General features: G+C 55.4%; 15 protein-coding genes. 4 read left to right on the top strand and 11 right to left on the bottom strand.

The window, feature by feature from the left end; all coding sequences use genetic code 11:
* Positions 1-25: 25 nt before the first annotated feature.
* Positions 26-2,194 (bottom strand): penicillin-binding protein 2, encoded by a 2,169-nt coding sequence (gene mrdA / locus YWK_RS17830; protein WP_051374894.1) that lies wholly within the window; start codon positions 2,192-2,194, stop codon positions 26-28.
* Between the two features lie 85 nt (positions 2,195-2,279).
* Between mrdA and YWK_RS0101800 the strand changes: the two genes are divergently transcribed.
* Positions 2,280-3,134: a deoxyribonuclease IV gene (locus YWK_RS0101800; RefSeq protein ID WP_026963442.1), complete on the top strand. Its 855-nt coding sequence runs from the start codon at positions 2,280-2,282 to the stop codon at positions 3,132-3,134.
* A gap of 148 nt (positions 3,135-3,282) precedes the next feature.
* The gene (locus YWK_RS22605; RefSeq protein WP_051374892.1) at positions 3,283-4,002 is read left to right on the top strand and encodes a 3D domain-containing protein; all 720 of its coding nucleotides are present in this window, start codon (positions 3,283-3,285) and stop codon (positions 4,000-4,002) included.
* Between the two features lie 20 nt (positions 4,003-4,022).
* Here the strand turns inward: YWK_RS22605 and YWK_RS0101790 are convergent, their stop codons facing one another.
* Positions 4,023-4,286 (bottom strand): hypothetical protein, encoded by a 264-nt coding sequence (locus YWK_RS0101790; protein ID WP_026963441.1) that lies wholly within the window; start codon positions 4,284-4,286, stop codon positions 4,023-4,025.
* Positions 4,287-4,686: 400 nt separating this feature from the next.
* On the opposite strand from YWK_RS0101790, the gene YWK_RS0101780 reads away from it, so the two are divergent.
* Complete coding sequence (locus tag YWK_RS0101780) at positions 4,687-4,968, top strand: DUF3303 family protein (RefSeq protein WP_026963440.1); 282 nt, start codon at positions 4,687-4,689, stop codon at positions 4,966-4,968.
* 318 nt (positions 4,969-5,286) lie between these two features.
* Here YWK_RS0101780 and YWK_RS0101775 read toward each other — a convergent pair whose 3' ends face one another.
* The 4 genes from YWK_RS0101775 to YWK_RS17820 all read right to left on the bottom strand — a co-directional run bounded on the left by YWK_RS0101775 (position 5,287) and on the right by YWK_RS17820 (position 11,937).
* On the bottom strand, positions 5,287-7,059 hold the full coding sequence (locus YWK_RS0101775) for an acyl-CoA dehydrogenase family protein (protein ID WP_026963439.1): 1,773 nt from the start codon (positions 7,057-7,059) through the stop codon (positions 5,287-5,289).
* A 38-nt stretch (positions 7,060-7,097) separates the two neighbouring features.
* Complete coding sequence (locus YWK_RS0101770; RefSeq protein ID WP_026963438.1) at positions 7,098-8,279, bottom strand: acetyl-CoA C-acetyltransferase; 1,182 nt, start codon at positions 8,277-8,279, stop codon at positions 7,098-7,100.
* Between the two features lie 40 nt (positions 8,280-8,319).
* A complete protein-coding gene (locus tag YWK_RS0101765; protein WP_026963437.1) occupies positions 8,320-10,725 on the bottom strand; it encodes a 3-hydroxyacyl-CoA dehydrogenase/enoyl-CoA hydratase family protein in 2,406 nt (801 codons plus the stop codon).
* A 228-nt stretch (positions 10,726-10,953) separates the two neighbouring features.
* Positions 10,954-11,937 carry an aminotransferase class IV gene (locus YWK_RS17820; protein ID WP_051374891.1) on the bottom strand — a complete coding sequence of 328 codons (984 nt, stop codon included), beginning with the start codon at positions 11,935-11,937 and terminating at the stop codon, positions 10,954-10,956.
* A gap of 42 nt (positions 11,938-11,979) precedes the next feature.
* On the opposite strand from YWK_RS17820, the gene YWK_RS0101755 reads away from it, so the two are divergent.
* Positions 11,980-12,375: a histidine triad nucleotide-binding protein gene (locus tag YWK_RS0101755; protein ID WP_051374889.1), complete on the top strand. Its 396-nt coding sequence runs from the start codon at positions 11,980-11,982 to the stop codon at positions 12,373-12,375.
* A 53-nt stretch (positions 12,376-12,428) separates the two neighbouring features.
* On the opposite strand, the gene YWK_RS0101750 is transcribed toward YWK_RS0101755, so the two are convergent.
* From YWK_RS0101750 to YWK_RS0101730, 5 genes are all read right to left on the bottom strand, one after another.
* Positions 12,429-12,881: an OsmC family protein gene (locus YWK_RS0101750; protein ID WP_035465679.1), complete on the bottom strand. Its 453-nt coding sequence runs from the start codon at positions 12,879-12,881 to the stop codon at positions 12,429-12,431.
* 86 nt (positions 12,882-12,967) lie between these two features.
* Positions 12,968-13,324: a cupredoxin domain-containing protein gene (locus YWK_RS0101745; protein WP_026963434.1), complete on the bottom strand. Its 357-nt coding sequence runs from the start codon at positions 13,322-13,324 to the stop codon at positions 12,968-12,970.
* Between the two features lie 161 nt (positions 13,325-13,485).
* On the bottom strand, positions 13,486-14,037 hold the full coding sequence (locus YWK_RS17815; protein WP_035465676.1) for a phosphatase PAP2 family protein: 552 nt from the start codon (positions 14,035-14,037) through the stop codon (positions 13,486-13,488).
* A gap of 67 nt (positions 14,038-14,104) precedes the next feature.
* Positions 14,105-15,190 carry a phospholipase D-like domain-containing protein gene (locus tag YWK_RS0101735; protein ID WP_169727118.1) on the bottom strand — a complete coding sequence of 362 codons (1,086 nt, stop codon included), beginning with the start codon at positions 15,188-15,190 and terminating at the stop codon, positions 14,105-14,107.
* Between the two features lie 112 nt (positions 15,191-15,302).
* Positions 15,303-18,422 (bottom strand): DNA polymerase III subunit alpha, encoded by a 3,120-nt coding sequence (locus YWK_RS0101730; RefSeq protein WP_026963432.1) that lies wholly within the window; start codon positions 18,420-18,422, stop codon positions 15,303-15,305.
* Between the last annotated feature and the right edge of the window lie 3 nt (positions 18,423-18,425).

The following is an 18,425-nucleotide window of genomic DNA, read 5'->3' as shown; positions in this document are numbered from 1 at the left end:
GTGTACGGGAACGCAACAGGAGGCGTCAAGAGACGCCTCCAGAATCTATCCTATTTTTTGATGATTTCGATGGGTAACCTACCGCCGCTTCTGTTTCCAAGAAAGCGGGCATTTGAAACCAGTTCGGTGGGGGACCGGTGGCTTCAATCCACTCCGACCGAGCAAAGAACGGTGCGTGGTGTTCCTTGAAGTAGACGTCCAACAATTGCCGAGCCATGGGCACTGCGGTGTCGTAGCTGCTGCCACCTCCCGGAACCATGACCGCAACGGCCACTTCTGGATGGTCCGCAGGGGCGTACGCCATGAACACCGATGTGTCTTCCCTTCCTGTGCCCACTTGTGCCGTGCCGGTCTTTCCCGCCGCTTTGTACGGCGCGTTGTAGAAAGATCCGTACGCAGTCCCGCCAAGCGTGTTTACGACGTCGTACATCCCCCGTTTCACGATGTTCAGGTACTGTCGGTTGATGTGGATGGTCCCGAGAACTTTCGGCTGCACCACTTGGCCTTTGGCATCTTTGGCTGGAACGACGCCCGACGGATAGACCGTCTTCAGCACGTGGGGTTGAATTCGCCTGCCACCGTTCGCCAAGGTGGACACGTACTGAGCCAACTGGATGGGCGTGAACTGCTGCATCTGGCCAATCGCCGCTGCCGCATTGTCATACAATACAGAGTTGTTCCGGTAATACCCTTGGGTATCTATCGCTCGCATGGCCTCATCCAGGTTGTAGGGGATGGCCCGTCCCCTGCTGGCGTCGTCCTGAAAGAATGATCCAAGCGCTTCTCCCGGCAGGTCAATGCCCGTTCTCTTGCCGAGTCCGAACAAGGTCTCCCAATGGAACAGCGTGTTTAGCCCTTTCACGTGTCCTCGCCACAACCACTCTGCCACGGTTTGCCCTGCAGGAGGTCCGCCCCACCAGTCTGCAAGCCACATCCCCACGTGGTAGAAAAATGTATCGCAGGATACCTGCAACGCCTTCACCGGATCCACCTGGCCGTGTCCTGCGAAGCTATCGTCCTTGGCCCTGTACGTGCCGACCACGGCGTAACCCGGATCGGATATGGTGGTATGCGGCGTGATAACACCCTCTGTCAGCGCGGCGAGCAAGTTCACAGGTTTCACAGTGGACCCCGGCGGATGGCGGCTCGCGATGACGTGGTTAAGCGTCGGGGTCTGCACTGGATCCCAGACGTAGCCCAAGTGCTTCTGCAACGTCTTCTGGTCCATGAACCACTGCGGATTGTAATACGGGTAACTGACCAGAGCGAGGACGGATCCGTCGTTCGGATTCATCAGGATGGCGCTGGCTTCTTTGGGATTGTAATGATGCTTGGCGCGGACGGCCTTCAGGGTGTCCAGGACAATTTGCTGCGCATAGGCCTGCAACGTCGAGTCAATCGTCAACTGCAAGGTGCTGCCCGCCGCAGGTGCTGGATGAAGCCCCAGGTCCTTGATGGGCACACCGAGTGTGTTGGTCTGCACCAAGCGATATCCAGGCTGCCCCTGCAACAGGCTTTCGTATTGGAGTTCGACACCATCCTTTCCCACCAGTTGATGGATGCCGTAGTGCTTGGCCGCGTACTTCGGCCTATCTCTGTCCGATTGTTTCCCAACGTAGCCAAGGACCTGTCCAGCGAGTCCTCCGTACTTGTAGACACGCTGTGGGACAACCTCCACGTGCACGCCTGGCAGGTCTGACTGATGTTCCCGGACAAACGACACCTGTTGCTCATTCGCATTGTCGTACAGCTCGACTTGTGATTGATTCTTGTTCGTGTCATTGTTCAGCAATCCGAGAAATTGCTTCGGGGTCATCCCCAGTACCGGAGCCAGGGTCTTCGCGATGTCCACAAAGTTCTGTTTGTGCGCGTTGAGTCGAGTGAGTGAAATCGAAAAAGAGGGCTTGCTGTAGGCCAACAGCACGCCGTTGGCGTCGTAGATCCAACCGCGAGACGGCAACACGGACATGCGGGACAACATTGTGGTGTGAGCCTGTACGCGAAAGTCGGCGCCACGGGCAATCTGCAAGTAGCCAAGTCGCATGATGAGAGAGGACAACGCAAGAAAAATGATGCCGTACACAACGCGAACCCGCCCGATTCTCGGATATTCCTCTTTGTCCACGTGCATCCCCCCTTTCTTCTGTCGCAACCACTTGCCCACGGCGCCCGATATCCAGGTGAGTCGCGCCATCCGCCTCGGCTCCAAACCGGGTTTTCCTCTATGTTGAAAAGTTGGTATGCTAGACAAGTATCCCACCGTTGAGGAGGCTTTCTGTATGACGTCGCCGCGAACCTATGACACAGAAAAAGGCATTTACCTCGGCGCCAACGTGTCCATCGCAAAAACAGGTCTGTTGGCCGCTGTAGAAGAAACCATTTCTTATGATGCAAATACCTTCATGATCTATACACGCAGCAACAGAGGCGGAAAGGCCCGCCCGATTGAAGACTTCAACCGCGACGAAGGGCTCGCCTTGATGGCCGAGCATGGCATTGAGGACCCAGTCGTGCATCTGTCGTACCTGGTGAATCTGGCCAGTCCGAAAGAAGACACATGGGAATACGGTATATCTGTGCTCACCGAAGAGATTCAGCGCGTGGAGTACCTTGGCTTTCGGTACATCGTCATGCACCCTGGAAGCCACGTGGGTGAAGGAGAGGCGTACGCCATCAAGCGGATTGCGGAAGCCCTCAACGGGATTCTGACGGGTGAAGAGAAGGTGACGATTTGCCTGGAGACCATGGCAGGAGACGGATCCAAAGTGGGAAACTCGCTGGAGCAAATCGCGGAAATCATTTCGCTGGTCAAACACAAGGAAAAGCTGGGCGTGTGCATTGACACCTGCCACAACTACAGCTTTGGATACGATATCGTCAACGACTTTGACGGGTTCCTGCAGAAGTTTGACGACGTCATCGGACTGGACCGGCTGAAGGTGGCACACATTAACGATTCGAAGACGCCGTTTCAATCTCACAAGGATAGGCACGCCAATATCGGTGAAGGCTCTCTCGGACTAGAAGCGATTCGGCGCATTGTCCACCACGAGGCACTCAAGGAGATTCCACAGATTCTGGAGACGCCTGGCGGCAAGTACCGCTCGGAAATTGACCTCCTGCTTGGCCGCTGAAGTACCTCATCAGCCTCTCTATCACCGCCGCCTACGGATGTTGGCGAGCGGTGTTTTTTTGTGCCTACCTGAGGTTTATCTTTCCGTCTCCCTGTCCATGCTGGTAGATAGCAACGCATTGATAGAGATGAGAGGAGACGGAGAGTTGATGCGAATGCGTCGAGCCGAACTTGCGTGGTTAACCGCCGCTGTCGTCTTTCTATTGACTCCCTGGATGTGCTTTGCGAGCGCGATGTATCCGGTACCGCAGAAATTTGACACGCTGGTCGCTCGATTCAGAACGGTTGCGACCCAGGTGTACACGGTTCATCCAGGCGACACATTATGGGGTTTATCTAAAAAATTAGGTGTCACCGTAGAAAACCTCATGCAGCTGAACCACGTGTCAAACCCAACACAGTTACATGTTGGTCAGCACCTCACATACACTGCAATGACCCCAACGGATGAGACCGACTCACGTCGTATTGTATTAAATCGGAAGGAAGTCCTAGCGTCTCGCGGCGCGCGGCCAAAGTTGATGCCGACGGGCACCAAGCTTCTCTTCTGCACCGTCACCGCCTATACGGCGGGATATGAATCGACCGGGAAACGGCCGGGAGATCCAGGGTTCGGCATCACGTCCATCGGGACGAGAGCACTTCAGGGTGTCACGGTGGCGGTAGATCCGCGCATCATTCCATATGGCAGCAAGCTATACATTCCTGGCGTCGGGTTCCGCGTTGCGGAGGATACGGGCGGCGCGATTGTGGGCAATCATATAGACGTCTACTACGACAACGTGTCGTTTGCCCGCGACTTTGGAGTGAAACACAACGTTCCAGTGTACATTCTTCCAGACTGGTACACGCCTCCAAACAACGTGTAGCAATGTCCAGAGACATGATGTCAACGCGCTTTCGGAAACAACTGTCCTGTCTTGACCATGTGCGCGGCCCAACAGGCCAGCCAGCACAAAAACAGATATAGCAAGAGCCACGGCCAAAAATGGAACGTGAAAACAAACGCCAGCGCTGCCAAAGTTCCTGCTAGAATAACCAGTGTGCATATCCAGGCTCGCTGCAACCAGTAGTACAACGCGAACGGTATGATGATGGAGAGGAGCGGAAACACCCCCGCAATCCATGCCATCGAATGTTCAGGAACCATCATCGCTGTCCCTCCCCGGGCCCGTTTTGAACACCGTCTGCATGCTTACTGAAAGTCTACCGCAGGCCTGGTTGGATGTCTATGTGGCACCGTACTCGAAAACAGAGACGGATCTCGCGCGGTTTTAGTGCATGGTCCACATGTGGTACAAACGCCTAGAACCACAAGAAATTGGGAGCTGTCCCCTCCCCCCATCTTACGATGGGTTTTGGGACAGCCCCTTTTTGTGGGTACCTTATGCAGAACCAGATCTTCACGAATTGATACAAGAAGGCGATACACCAATGATGAAACAGAAAATCATTGAAAAAGTATGTATCGAACATCAGAATGAAGTCAGCGGTTTGCAAAATCACGACGAACACCTGGTTCAGGAGGAATTTGCAAAGGAGAGTGGTACTTCATGCTGTTTCATGTGACTGCGAGGCACCATGTTGATAACTGCGGAATGTACAACGAAGAGATCAGACAGGCATTACAGGAATTTGCTCCATCCATTCCTGAGCGGTGTAAAGAGTTAGGAGTAAAAGTGCATTTTGCTGTCATGGGGCATCCTGATCACGTTTTTTATTTTCTTGTGGAAGCGAATGATTTAACTTCTGTATGCGCATTATTGAGTGCAGTTCCAATGAAGCAAGAATTTGATATCAAACCAGTTCGCGCGTTGGAATTCGGGATGGCTTAGTATCAGCGATTTGCAAAACAACGAACAGCTCTAAAGGAATTTTGCAAATCGCTCAACATCAATCAAGTTTCAGGACCTTCCAGAAGAATGGGATGGCCGTTTTTAGCCATATTCGGCCCTGAGCGGTGATGTTGTGTTGCAGCGCTACCAAATCAAAGAAGCCATGGAATGTATGAAGGAGCACTTCATAGATTCCATGGCTTTTGAATTGGCATGACTGCCGTTTACGGTAACGGTTGGTTACAGGTGCAGACACGTCTCTGTGTCAGGGTTTGGTAGGCGAAGCAGACATCAGCGCTCCGCCACGCAACACCTGGATCAGGCGAGGTATTTCTCCGCCTCGATGACGCGCGCCGCAATCCGACGTTTCAATACTTTCGAGTTCACCGGTTGGAACCGAGTCAGTTTGCGCAACACCGCCAATTGCGTACGCAGTGCGTCACCTTCCTCCATCGAAGCCAGCACTTCGCGGGCGTAGCTCTCAATCCGGCTCATGGCTTCCGGTACGTAGACCTTCACCATGTCGAGTTTGTTTTCGGCATCCTTACCAGCTTCCACAGACTTCAAGGCGCGTGCAATCGCACTTTCCATGGCGTAGATTTCGATGATGATATCTGCGAGGTTCGCAAGAATCTCCTGCTCGTTCTTCAGCGCTTGCATGTACTTCTGAACCGCTGTACCGCCTACGAACAGGAAGATTTTCTTCGCCATGCGAAGCAGATGCTTTTCCGCACCGAGCGTCTCGGACTCGTCCGCCATCGGGAGCATGCCCATCAGTTCTTCCTGCAGACCTTGCGCCGCTTGCAACAACGGCAATTCGCCCTTCATCGCCTTGCGCAGCAACATGTCCGGGATAATCAAGCGGTTGATTTCGTTCGTGCCCTCGAAGATGCGGTTGATTCGGGAATCGCGGTACATCCGTTCCGCTGGGTAGTCCTGAATGAACCCTGCCCCGCCGAAAATCTGAACCGTCTCGTCCACGACGTAGTCGAGTGCCTCTGACGCGTACACCTTGTTCACGGAGCATTCCAGCGCGTACTCCTCAATGGCCTTCGCGACCGTGCGGCCGTCTGCGCTGCCGCCGAGGGATTCGAGTTGCTTGTCGATATCGCCCGTAGAACGGTAGCACATGCTCTCCGTGACGTACGCTTTGATGTTCATGTTGGCAATCTTTTGTTGGATGAGCGGGAAATTCGCGATGGCGGTCTGGAACTGCTTGCGTTCCTTCGCGTACTTGACAGCCGTCTCAAGCGCTGCCTTCATGCCTCCCACGCAGCCAACGGCCAACTTGTAACGGCCGATGTTGAGGATGTTGAACGCAATCACATGACCGCGACCTGGTTCGCCAAGCAGGTTCTCCACCGGCACCTTGGCATCTTCCAGAATGAGTTGGCGGGTGGAAGAGGCCTTAATGCCCATCTTCTTCTCTTCCACGCCCGTGGAAACCCCCGGAAAGTCGCGCTCGACGATGAATGCGGAGAATTTCTCCCCATCGATTTTTGCGTAGACCACGAAGACGTCCGCGAACGCGGAGTTCGTGATGAACTGCTTTGTGCCGTTGAGGATGTAGTACTTTCCGTCGTCCGACAGTTTCGCGACAGTCTTCGCGCCCAACGCGTCCGAACCAGATCCTGGCTCGGTCAGCGCGTACGCCGCAATTTTCTCACCGCTCGCCAGTGCCGGAAGGTATTTTTTGCGCTGTTCCTCGGTGCCGAAAAAGACAATCGGCAAAGAGCCAATCCCCACGTGCGCGCCGTGACTCAACGCAAACGATCCGCCGCGTGTCAGATACTCGGTAATCAGCGCCGAGGTCACTTTGTCCGCGCCGAGTCCGTCGTACTCTTCCGGTACGTCGGCCGCCAACAAGCCGAGTTCGCCGGCTTTGCGGAGCAATTTGACCGTGAGTTCCCAGTCCTGGTGCTCCAGGGTCTCCTGGTTCGGGATCACTTCGCCCTCGACAAACTGACGCGTGGTCTCTGCAATCATCTGGTGTTCCTTCGTGAAATCTTCGGGGGTGAAGACGCGCTCCGGTGTGGTCTCCTCAATCAGAAACGCGCCACCCTTGGTCAGTTGTTGTTCCGTCGTACTCATCAGTGGTTCCTCCTCTGCGCCTGCTCGCAGGCGTGGTGTCAGGATATGCGTTCAAAAACCCCAGCAGCGCCCATGCCGCCGCCGATACACATGGTGACGAGTCCGTAACGCCCGTTTGTACGCTGCAGTTCGTTCAGAATGGACACCGTTAAACGAGCGCCCGTGCAACCCAAGGGATGTCCGAGTGCAATCGCGCCCCCGTTGACATTGACTTTGTTTTCGTCCATTTCCAGCGTGCGAATCACATGCAGCGCCTGCGAAGCAAACGCTTCGTTGAGCTCAATCAGGTCGATGTCGGAGAGCGACAGTCCCGCGAGCTTGAGGGCTTTCGGAACTGCGGCCACGGGACCGACGCCCATGATGTCGGGATCCACCCCTGCGACAGCAAAAGAACGGAAGGCGGCCAGCGGCTTCAGCCCGTATTCGAGCGCCCGATCCGCAGACATAACCAACACGGCGGCCGCTCCGTCGCTGGTCTGCGACGAGTTGCCCGCGGTCACGGTACCATTGACGCGAAATGCCGGCCGCAACTTCGCCAACGCTTCCAGGGACGTGTCCCGGCGCACACCTTCATCGGTGTCAAACACAAACTCTTGATGGACCGGTTTGTTGTTGTCGTCGATGTACGTGTGCTTCACCGGTACGGGTACAATTTCGTCCTTGAACTTGCCGGCCTCGATGGCAGCGGCAGCACGTTGATGGCTGCGAAGAGCGAAGGCGTCCTGATCTTCACGACTGATGCCGAAGCGACTTGCAACCTGTTCAGCGGTATGTCCCATGGACATGTACACTTCCGGGAACGTTTCGGCCAGCGTCGGGTTCGGGGACAGGTTATACCCACCCATCGGGAGGAGACTCATGGTCTCCACCCCGCCGGCAATAACCACATCAGCCATCCCAGTCATCACCTGTTGCGCGGCCATCGCAATCGTCTGCAGCCCGGAAGAACAAAAGCGGTTCACCGTCACGCCAGGTACTGTGTTCGGAAGCCCTGCTCGCAGGGCGATAATCCGGGCCACGTTCATACCCTGTTCCGCCTCGGGGATTGCACATCCCATCACGACGTCTTCCACGTCCTCCGGCGACACCTGCGGCACCCGCTTCATGAGCTCCGAAACCACCAATGCGCCCAAGTCATCCGGGCGAGTATTGCGGAGTGTGCCCTTCGGCGCTTTGCCGATAGGTGTTCGTACGCCGGCAACAATCACTGCTTCTCTCACGGGATCTTCCCTCCTACCCTGAAAATCGTTGCTACACGGACTAGTTGCGCAATGGCTTGCCGGCGGTGAGCATATACTGCATGCGCTGCTGCGTCTTCGGTTCCCCAATCAAGCTGAGGAATGCTTCGCGCTCCAGATCTAACAAGTACTGTTCCGTCACAAGCGTGCCACGCGGTACGGATCCGCCAGTCAACACACGAATCAAATGGTTCGCAATTTTTTCGTCGTGTTCAGAGATGTAACCGCTCAACTTCATGCCGTAGACGCCCATTTTCAGCATCGCGGCGCCCGCTTCGCCAATGACCGGTATCTTCTTCGGATGCTTGCGCACGTAACCGGACTTTGCCATGCCCAGCGCTACCTGTTTCGCGTCGTAGAGAAGGTAGTCTCGATTCACGCTGATTCCATCAGAATCGCGCAGATATCCGAGTTCCTTGGCGTCCTTCGCGCTGGTGGACACTTTTGCGAGCGCGATGTTTTCAAATGCCTTGCGTACAAATTGATCCAGCCGTTCGTCGATGTTCTGCGGCACGTTTTCCACCATGCGAATGAGCAACTCCTTGTTGCCGCCACCGCCTGGAATCAAACCAACGCCCACTTCGACGAGACCGAGGTAACTTTCCGCCGCCGCCTGAATCCTGTGTCCTGCATAGGCGACCTCCAGACCGCCACCCAGAGCCATCGCATAGGGCGCGGTCACCACGGGCTTGTCGAGGTACTTGAGCTTCAGGAACGTGTACTGGGTCTGCTTCACGATGTGGTTGATCTCATCCCAGTTTTCGTCCTGCGCTTCCATGAGCATGAGGGCCAAGTTCGCGCCAACACAGAAGTTCTTGGCCTCTGCAGCAATGACCAACGCGTCCCAGTTCGCAGACACTTCTTGTGCAGCAAAGTCCATCATCTGAATGACATCGACACCCAGTGCCTGCTTCAAGGAGTGAATCTCCAGGCAGGCGACACCATCGCCAATGTCAATCAGGCTGGCACCGGCATTCTTTCGCACCACTTTGCCTTGCTCTTTGAGGCGAGCGAGGGAAATGTACTCTTTGGGTTCCTCCACCGTGCGGAACTCGCCACTGCCGACGTAGAAACGCGGAACTTCCCCGTTCGGGCGCTCGTAGAACGATGTCTTACCGGAGCTGAGCAGATTCTCCACAAACGCCGGGATGGTCTCCCCCTCCGCACGCATGCGTTCCACCGATTCTTTCACGCCAATCGCATCCCACGTCTCATACGGTCCGAGTTCCCAGTTGAAGCCCCACTTCATGGCGTTGTCCACCGCGACGATGTCGTCAGCAATTTCTTCTTGCTTCGCCGCGGTATAGAGCAGGACTTTCTTGAGGACTTCCCATGCGAATTGGGAGGCCAGATCCCTTCCGCTGACCAGCGCCTTGATTTTACGACCTGCTCCCGAGGCCGCTTTGGCCGCGTCGAGCGAAGGCGATTTCAGTTTCTTGCGCGGACGGTATTCCAACGTGGACAAGTCGAGCGCAAGAATCTCTTTGCCTTCCGCAGTCTTCACGCGACGGAAGAACCCTTGCCCGGTCTTCTCTCCGAGCCAACGGTTTTCAACCATCTTTTCGATGTACGCTGGCACCTGAAATGCGGCTTTTTCCGTCGAATCGCTGACAGATGCCTGTACGTTTTTCGCCACGTGAACAAACGTGTCCAAGCCCACGAGATCCAGGGTGCGGAACGTCGCACTCTTTGGGCGACCCATGGCAGGTCCGGTGATTGCGTCGACTTCGTCGACGCCAAGTCCATACTTCTCCATCGCCTGTAGTGTCACCAGCAATCCGTACGTACCGATGCGATTTGCAATGAAGTTCGGCGTATCTTTGGCAAATACGACCCCTTTGCCGAGGACCCGCTCTCCAAACGACCGCATGAAAGCGAGAATCTCACTGTCCGTATCTGGACCGGGGATGACTTCGAGCAACTTCATATAGCGCGGAGGGTTGAAAAAGTGCGTGCCGAGAAAGCGCTTGCGAAACGACGCGCCGCGGTCCTTGACCATCTCAGCGATGGAGATGCCCGACGTGTTCGAACTAACGATGGCATCTGGGTGGACGACATTTTCCAGTTTGGCAAACAGTTGTTGTTTCACAGCCAAGTTTTCGACAACGGCTTCGACCACCCAATCACAATGTTTCAACTTGTGAAGGTCGTCTTCCAGATTTCCGATTTCAATGAGCTCAGCATCTGCCGGCGAATAGAACGATGCTGGCTTCGCACGCCGTGCGGCTTCCAGTCCCCTAGCAGCAAACCGGTTGCGAACAGACTTTGAGTCCAAGGTCAGGCCTTTTTTTGCCTCGTCTGGTGTGAGTTCCTTTGGAACAATGTCCAACAAAATCACGGGTATCCCGACGTTGGCCAGGTGTGCAGCAATCGCTGCCCCCATGACACCAGCCCCAATGACACCCGCTTTGCGGATTTGTCGCGCCACTTGCCAATCCTCCTCGCACGCGGTCAGCGTGACCGACCGGTCGGTAGATTTTCATGTACTATCATACCAAATTCTCCGGTGACTGAACAGCCCTTCATTTTCTTAATCACAATGAATTCGCAAAATTCAACGAGGGATAAGAATCCCTCAACGCGACGAGACGTGCACTTTTCGTTTTGAAACGGTTGAGCACACATGGAAGATGTGTGCTCAACCCGTTATTCGTGGCTATTTTGAAAATGGCTGAGATGTTTTTAAGGATATATCCCCTGGGAGCGTAACGCCGTGTTTCCGAAATTCCTCCACAAATGCCTGGAAGGCGGTATCTAAACGTTCCGTCAACTGTCCCGGTACGGCGTTGGTGCGCCACAATGTCAACAATTCATCTGGTTCGCAAACCTGGTGCTCCGGAGCGGCTTCCGGTAGCGCGTGCAGCTGGCGGAAGTGGTTTCTGGATACCACGATGGACTGAATTGGGAGAATCTCCTGTGTGCTGCTCGTCATAAACACTTCATCCACGGTCTCCAGGTCGTCCAGCGAGATGGCTTGCTCCACCACAGGGATGTTCGCGAGCCGCGCCAATTCAATCACGAAACGCCGGGTGATTCCGCCTAAAATAAAGCGGTTGGCGGGCGCTGTATAGAGTTTACCGTCGCGCACGAAGAAGGCGTTACTGCCGGCTCCTTCCGTAATCACCCCACTTCGCACGTACAGAGCTTCCACCGCACCCGCTCGTTTGGCATTTTCCTTCGCCACCACGTTTGGCAACAAGTTAATGCTCTTCACGTACGCATTCGCCCAACGGTCATCAGGCAGTGCGAGCAACTGGGTTTCACCGGAAGGCTTGTGTTTGGGAGTGGCTGCATGAACGGTCAAGCTCGGTACCGTCGGTGAAGCGGGAAAGGTATGTAATCGGGCCGCAATCCCACGGGTCACCTGCCAGTACACTTGAGCTTCCGCGAATCCGCTGCGGCGAATGGCCTCTGTAATGAGTTCCACCCACTCCTGACGAGAGAATGGGTTGGCCATCTCCAGTACGGACAGGCTTCGCTCAAACCGATCCAAGTGCCAATCCAGCAAAAAAGGGCGTCCACCGTACACCCGTACTACCTCGTAGACCCCGTCGCCAAACTGGTGCCCCCGTTCCTCGATAGGGACTGGGGTCTCCTCAGGTGCCAAAAATCGATCCCGGTAGTAAAAGATATCTGGCATTCTCGCTCCCTCTTTTCGTTGATAAAGTATGATGCGTCTTGAATGAATGTGCTGTGGAGACGTGGTAAACTACAAGCAGAAGGAGTGGTGAATGTGTCCGATTGCATTTTTTGCAAGATTGTCGCGGGCGAGCTCTCCAGCAAGAAGGCGTACGAGACAGACGAAGTCCTGGCCTTCCACGACATTCGCCCGCAGGCACCCGTGCACGTGTTGCTGATTCCCAAAAAGCATATCGCGTCCGCACATCACATTCAGCCGGAAGACGCGGCCCTGGTGGGTCGACTGCATTTGGCAGCGCAAAAAGTGGCTGAAGATTTAGGTATCGCGAGCGACGGCTATCGATTGGTTACAAACATTGGAGTACACGGTCAACAGACCGTCCCCCATCTACACTATCACCTGATTGGGGGACGCCAGTTGCAGTGGCCGCCCGGTTGATCTCCAAAAGTGAAGCGGTGAATCTCTGGATACGGCCAGCCTTGCGGCGCAGATCACACGTCTGCGCCGCTGTTGTTTGTGGGCGAGGGAATTTCTGTACCATTCAAGACAAGGTGCGGAATGATGGTGGCGTTCAACGACGCAGAGGCGGAACAGTACTTTTCCTCGCTGAGAACAATCGCCCGCCACGCTTTGTCTGCATCCACATCGCCGTCCATGCGGTAGGTGAGGTGAATCTCTGTAAACGCCTGCGGATATTCCTCACGCCGTTTACCGACCACTTCTATGCTGAACCGTTCCAGTTGTTGTCGCATTTTCTCCAGAATCATCGTCACGTCAATGCCGGTACAGCCGGCCAATCCCATCAACAACATCTCCATCGGCCGACTTCCCTTGTCTTCCCCGCCCACCTCTGGCTTTGCGTCCATCGTCACTTGGTGTCCCGAGGCCCCTCGGGCCACGAACTGCCGCTTGCCTTGCCACTGTGCCGAAATGCTCATCTCCATCACGCTACGCCTCCTGCAATCTCCACAAACGTCCTGCTCTCATTGTAGCGCGGTTTCCTGAAGAATACGACAGCGCTGTCCAAAGGTTAGCGCACAGTCAGCGTCCCCCGCATGCCTGGTTCCGGTCTGCCGGCTTTGTCAGAGTAAAAGGGGAATCGACCCGTTTTGTCAGGGGTAAAACCGACGGTGACATCCTCGCCGGGGTGAAGATTGTTGGAAAAAACGTAGAAGTCACGAATGACAAAGTTGTGCACATTCGCGCCCGCATTGGTGACGTGGATGGTGACTTTGTCGCCTTTGCGAACGGAGATCTGTGCAGGCTGAATGCTCCCGTCCCGCAGCGTGACCTCAAATGTGGATTGCGCGGATGCCACTGGCGCAAAGGTGGCACAGACCAGTGAGAAACTGACCCATGCCGCTGCGACCACTCGCTGTACATGCAAGCCCTTACTCCTCCCATCCGGTTCCCGTCGTGTTTCAGGCAGTCATAAAACACATCGTGGATGTGTGCTGGACCACTCTCGTGGATTTGCAAATCACTCATCCCATAACGTAACCGAACCAGGCTACGTTGATGCTGTTCAATTGGTCCGATTTGCTGCATTTAGAAAGACGACCCAGACAGGATGCCGTGAAACGTAAAAAGCAGGAAAACGGACACCGCCGTCCCGTGCAAGGCACCGGCCGCAACGTCCGTCACGAAGTGCAATCCCGTGTACACGCGTGCGCTAGCGAGCAGGAGGGCGAGCGCGAACAAAATCGGAAAGTAGTGGGGTACCCCAGCCATACCTACCGCCAAGGCAAAAGCACCTGTCGCATGATTACTCGGGAAACCGTTTCCCCGAGAATGTTCCGTGAGCGAAGCAAAGCCCAGGACTTCAAACGGTCGAGGTCGCGCGACTTGAACGGACACCGGTTCATTCAGGACGCGCGCCACGATGGCCGAACAAACCGAAAGTAAACCGTGCGTCATGGTCCATCGAAGGGATCCCGCTGGCGTCGCGAAGCCGGTTGCAGCCAATGCAATCAACCCCGTCATCACGACGGGGGTCCACTGCGCCAAGGTCACCATCAGAGCGTTCAACGTCGGGGACACGTCCCACCAACCATGCACCTTGTCTGCCAGCTTGACTTCCCAGAGAAATGGAAATCGCAAGTTGATAAGTCCTACACCTGCCTCTGTTTCACTGTGTCACTGTACGACCAACCCGCGAGAGGTAGCCTCAGTCACCTTCCGAACTCGCGGAGTTGGTTGTGTGCTTTTTCTGATGCGCGGGATAATCCGTGCCGCGCTCAATTTGTAAGGTAAGGTCGCGCTTGAGAGATTGGTCGAACGTCGGATACCCGTGTAGTTCAACGTCTCCTTCGTGGTTATATGTGTAAGCTTGGTGGCTGAAATTCGCGCTGCCAATGATAAACGTTTCCCCATGGTCTACGTCAAGAATCTTGGCGTGCATCCACTCATTCTCGTAGGACTTGTAAAACCGAACCGTGGCACCTGCATCGCGCAGTCGATTCGCAGCTGACACATTTTGCGATTGGTGGGGATCCAACAGCACTTCGACCGTCACACCTCGTCGACTGGCGGCCTCCAAAGCGTTCAATACACCCCAGTCAGACAGGTTAAACGCCTCGAGGTAGACCGTGGATTTGGCGCTGTGAATGGCCTGTACCACGTGCTGCTCAGTGCTTCGTTCATTCAAAAGAGGCGGTTGAACCGACGGCTGAGCAGACGGAATGCCTTGTGCCCTCTGCCAATCCCAATGGAATATCGCGAGAAAAGAGGGATTCGGAGAAGGAATATGTACGGATGCGTCGTTGTTGTCCCAACTGCGGTCGCCAAAGTTCATTCCACCAATTAATACGCCACCGGAAGGCCCGTCGGTGATCAACATCTTAATGTGCGAGATTCCCTTGTGAATCTTTTGCGATTCCACAGGAACCCCAGCGTGTGAAAGCGTGGGCACTGCCTGTTGCTGACTGTGTTGTTCTGTTGCATCGACCACCACGCGGACGTCCGTGCCGCGTTGGTGGGCTTCAATCAAAGCGTGTAAGATGTCTGGATCAGACAATTCGTACATGTCCAGATAACAGTATTTATGACTGTGTTGAATCATGGTCAAAGCTTCTGTCTTCACATCGTGTCCCCAATCCAGCGTCAGACCGTGATCTGTCACGGGAGCGGGAACGCGCTGAATTTGTTGCTTTTCTCCAGTACTGGGGAGAAGTGCACATCCTGACAATAGACCGACTGTAGATGCCAGTATAAGGACAAACCGAGCCCCTTTTTTCTTCAGCAAGTTTCTCACTGTCTCTCTCCCCTGCTTTGGAAATCTCGAAAGGTTGGTGCCGCGTAACCGCTTCCTCCGACTCAACCCAATCCCCATCTCGCCGCGGTTGGGCCGCACCGAAAATGACGGTCTACCCTCGGGTGGACAGCGACCAGACTTTGGACACCACCAGTTGAGGGCGACTCCCGCCACGTCGTTGTACCGTGCCCTCGACGCCAACAAAGCGACCGAAGGGGGTAAACAAGACGGCGCCGCTTTCGTGATACACCGACTCGAACATCGTAGCATCCACAAATCCAGTCTCATCTTCCAATGTAAAAAAGACGACTGTTTTCCCACTCTTGGTCGGCGGGCGATGCGGACGAACCACCAGTCCAGCCGTACACAGCACTTCGCCGTCCGGACACGCTTCCACTTGAGCAGCTGTCCGATATCCAGAGACGTTCAGGTACGGACGAAACAGTTCCATCCAGTGGCCAGAGATCCCAACGCCGACTAAATTGTATTCATCACCAAGCTTGGCCGCAAGCGGAAAATCGCCTTCCGGTAATTCCGAAGCGTCTCCAAAATCCTCCCGGCCCGCCGCCAACAGCGGCAACGAAGGCATCGACCGAAGCGCCATCCAGTCTGGAAGCGCCCACAGTGCCCGCCGCCTCGAGGTGGATACACCGTCAAACGCGCCAATCCGGATCAGCCGTTCTGCCAGCAGTCTATCGAGCGCTGGGACGCGCTGCAAACAGTCGAGAATAGAAGTATACGTCCCTTGGCGTTCGCGCTCCGCACAGAGCGATATCGCCACGGATTCGCGAAATCCCTTGACCCGGCAAAACCCAAGGCGTATGGCGCCGGGTTCCTCCACCACGCATTGCCATTCACTGCGGTTCACGTCCACCCCCCGCACTTCAATGCCACGGCGACGCGCTTCCGCGCAAATCACGTGAACGGGGTAGTAGCCCATCGGGTACTGGTTCAGAATCGAAGCGTAAAACTCGGCTGGGTAGTGTTGTACTAAATAGGCCGTCTTGTACGCCGTGGTAGCGAACGCGGCGGCATGTGCCTCGCAAAACCCGTAACTGGCATATCCCTGGATGTAGGAAAAAATCGTTTCCGCCACGTCCGGATCAACCCCGGCTGCACTCGCCTTTTCGAGAAAGTGTTGGCCGATTTTCTCCATCTCCGCACCGGATCTCGCCCGGCTCATGACCCGCCGCAACTGATCCGCTTCCCCGGGTGTGAAGTTTGCAATGGAAGTCGCAATTTCAATCACCTGTTCTTGAAACAGTACCACGCCGTACGTTTTACCGAGAATCGGCTCCAGTTTCGGGTGCAGGTAAGTAATCGGCGCTTCACCGCGGCGGCGCACCAGGAACGGGTCCACCATGTTGCCCTTGATGGGACCTGGGCGAATCAACGCCACACTCGCCACAATGTCCTCCAGCCCTTCCGGTTTGAGCCTGGCTTGCAGTGCGCGCTGAGCGGGACTTTCCAGCTGAAACACGCCAATCGTGTGACCGGTGCCGAGCATCTCAAACGTAGCCTCGTCGTCCAGCGGCAGTTGGTCGTAATTCAGCGCGTGACCTTGCCGCTCCCGCAATACAATCGCATTTTCCACCGCCGACATGGTCCGCAACGACAGCAGGTCCAGTTTGACCAGCCCCACCTCTTCCGCGCCGTCCTTGTCAAAGGGCGTCATCCACTCCCCTTTGGCAGACGGCTGCAAGGACGTGGTCTCCAGCAAGGGTCGGCGGCTGATGACCAGTCCGCCAACGTGCATGCCAAAATGTCGAGGGAATCCGGCGACCTGTGCGGACAGTTTCCACAACCACTGGAGTTGGCGCTGGTATCGCGAGATTTCTTTCAGCTCCGGCACGGAGTCAAACACTTGCTCCAACCTGTCCGCATGTGTCATCCACGGCACTCGCTTGGCGAGCAGATCAATCACCGCGTCAGGCAAGCCCAGCGCTCCGCCAATGTCGCGGATGGCAGAACGCCCGCGAAACGTCTGATACGTGGCCACGCGCGCAACGTGGCGTTCCCCGTATTTTTGGTAAACGTACTGAATCACTTCATCGCGGCGGCGGCTGTCAAAATCAATGTCGATGTCCGGCTTTTCCGCTCGTTCCAGGCTCATAAACCGCTCAAACAACAGACCGCGTCCAGCAGCGTCCACATCGGTGATGTAGAGGCAGTAGGCGACGGCGGAATCCGCCGCAGAGCCCCTGCCAGCGCAGCGGATTCGGTGACGGCGCGCGTAGTGAACGATATCCCAGACGACTAAAAAGTAATCGACGTAACCCAATTGTTCAATAATGGATAATTCATGTTCTAGGCGGTTTTGTAAATGTCTATCCACGTTTCCATACCGCTCTCGCGCACCTTGATACACCAGTGTGCGCAAATAGGATGCAGCGTCGCGTTCAGAAGATGGAAGTGGATACGCTGGAAACAGAGGATCATGCAAACGCAAGACGACCTCGCAGCGCTCTGCAATGTGCAGCGTATTCGTCAGCGCCGTCGTTGGCAACCGCGCAAAGCGCCGCTTCGCTTCCGATTCGTCAAACAGCCAGCGCGCGTGATTGAACGGCCTATCTGCGTGCGGCGTGTGGATGTCACACTTCAGTCGAATACAAGACAGGATGTCGTGCACCGGGAATTTGTCCGGTTGGTCGTAGTGCACGTTGCCTGTGGCAACGAGCGGAATGCCGAGGTGCTCCGACAGTCCTACCAATTGCCGTTGTAAGTACTCCGACGAAGGGTATCCGTCAGCCTCGACTTCCAGAAAAAACGCGTCTTCAAACACGGCTCGATACCGCCTGGCCACATCTTCCGCAGCCTCGCTGTCGCCGCAGAGCAGATGTTTTGCAATTTTGCTTTTGCGACAACCGGAGAGGACTATCAATCCATCCCTGTGTTCAAACAGCGCTGTTTCTGAAACGCGCGGCGCCAGCCTGCCGCCTTCGCCTGCGTGCGCCGCCGTCAGCAACCTGCAGAGGTTTGCGTATCCCGTTCGATTTTCTGCCAACAGCGTCAGATGTGATTCATCATCCAGGGTGATCTCAGCCCCGGAAATCGGCTTAATTCCGTAGATAGACGCCCACTTGTGAAACTCCGGCAAACCTGCGATGGTGTTGTGATCCGTCAGCGCCAGCGCAGACATCCCGTACAGTTTGGCCCGAGCCACGAGGGATTCCAAGGAAGATGCCCCATCTAAAAACGAAAATGGTGAGTGACAGTGCAGATGAACAAACATTCG

Source organism: Alicyclobacillus pomorum DSM 14955 (assembly GCF_000472905.1).
GTDB lineage: Bacteria > Bacillota > Bacilli > Alicyclobacillales > Alicyclobacillaceae > Alicyclobacillus_A > Alicyclobacillus_A pomorum.
Note: the sequence above shows the minus strand (reverse complement) of the source record. Positions and strands in the feature narration are given on the sequence as shown.

What these genes read in the sequence shown, in the direction of transcription:
- mrdA (WP_051374894.1), bottom strand. Translation starts at nt 2,194, where the DNA reads ATGGCGCGACTCACCTGGATATCGGGCGCCGTGGGCAAGTGGTTGCGA.
- YWK_RS0101800 (WP_026963442.1), top strand. Translation starts at nt 2,280, where the DNA reads ATGACGTCGCCGCGAACCTATGACACAGAAAAAGGCATTTACCTCGGC.
- YWK_RS22605 (WP_051374892.1), top strand. Translation starts at nt 3,283, where the DNA reads ATGCGAATGCGTCGAGCCGAACTTGCGTGGTTAACCGCCGCTGTCGTC.
- YWK_RS0101790 (WP_026963441.1), bottom strand. Translation starts at nt 4,286, where the DNA reads ATGATGGTTCCTGAACATTCGATGGCATGGATTGCGGGGGTGTTTCCG.
- YWK_RS0101780 (WP_026963440.1), top strand. Translation starts at nt 4,687, where the DNA reads ATGCTGTTTCATGTGACTGCGAGGCACCATGTTGATAACTGCGGAATG.
- YWK_RS0101775 (WP_026963439.1), bottom strand. Translation starts at nt 7,059, where the DNA reads ATGAGTACGACGGAACAACAACTGACCAAGGGTGGCGCGTTTCTGATT.
- YWK_RS17820 (WP_051374891.1), bottom strand. Translation starts at nt 11,937, where the DNA reads ATGCCAGATATCTTTTACTACCGGGATCGATTTTTGGCACCTGAGGAG.
- YWK_RS0101755 (WP_051374889.1), top strand. Translation starts at nt 11,980, where the DNA reads ATGAATGTGCTGTGGAGACGTGGTAAACTACAAGCAGAAGGAGTGGTG.
- YWK_RS0101750 (WP_035465679.1), bottom strand. Translation starts at nt 12,881, where the DNA reads ATGGAGATGAGCATTTCGGCACAGTGGCAAGGCAAGCGGCAGTTCGTG.
- YWK_RS0101730 (WP_026963432.1), bottom strand. Translation starts at nt 18,422, where the DNA reads ATGTTTGTTCATCTGCACTGTCACTCACCATTTTCGTTTTTAGATGGG.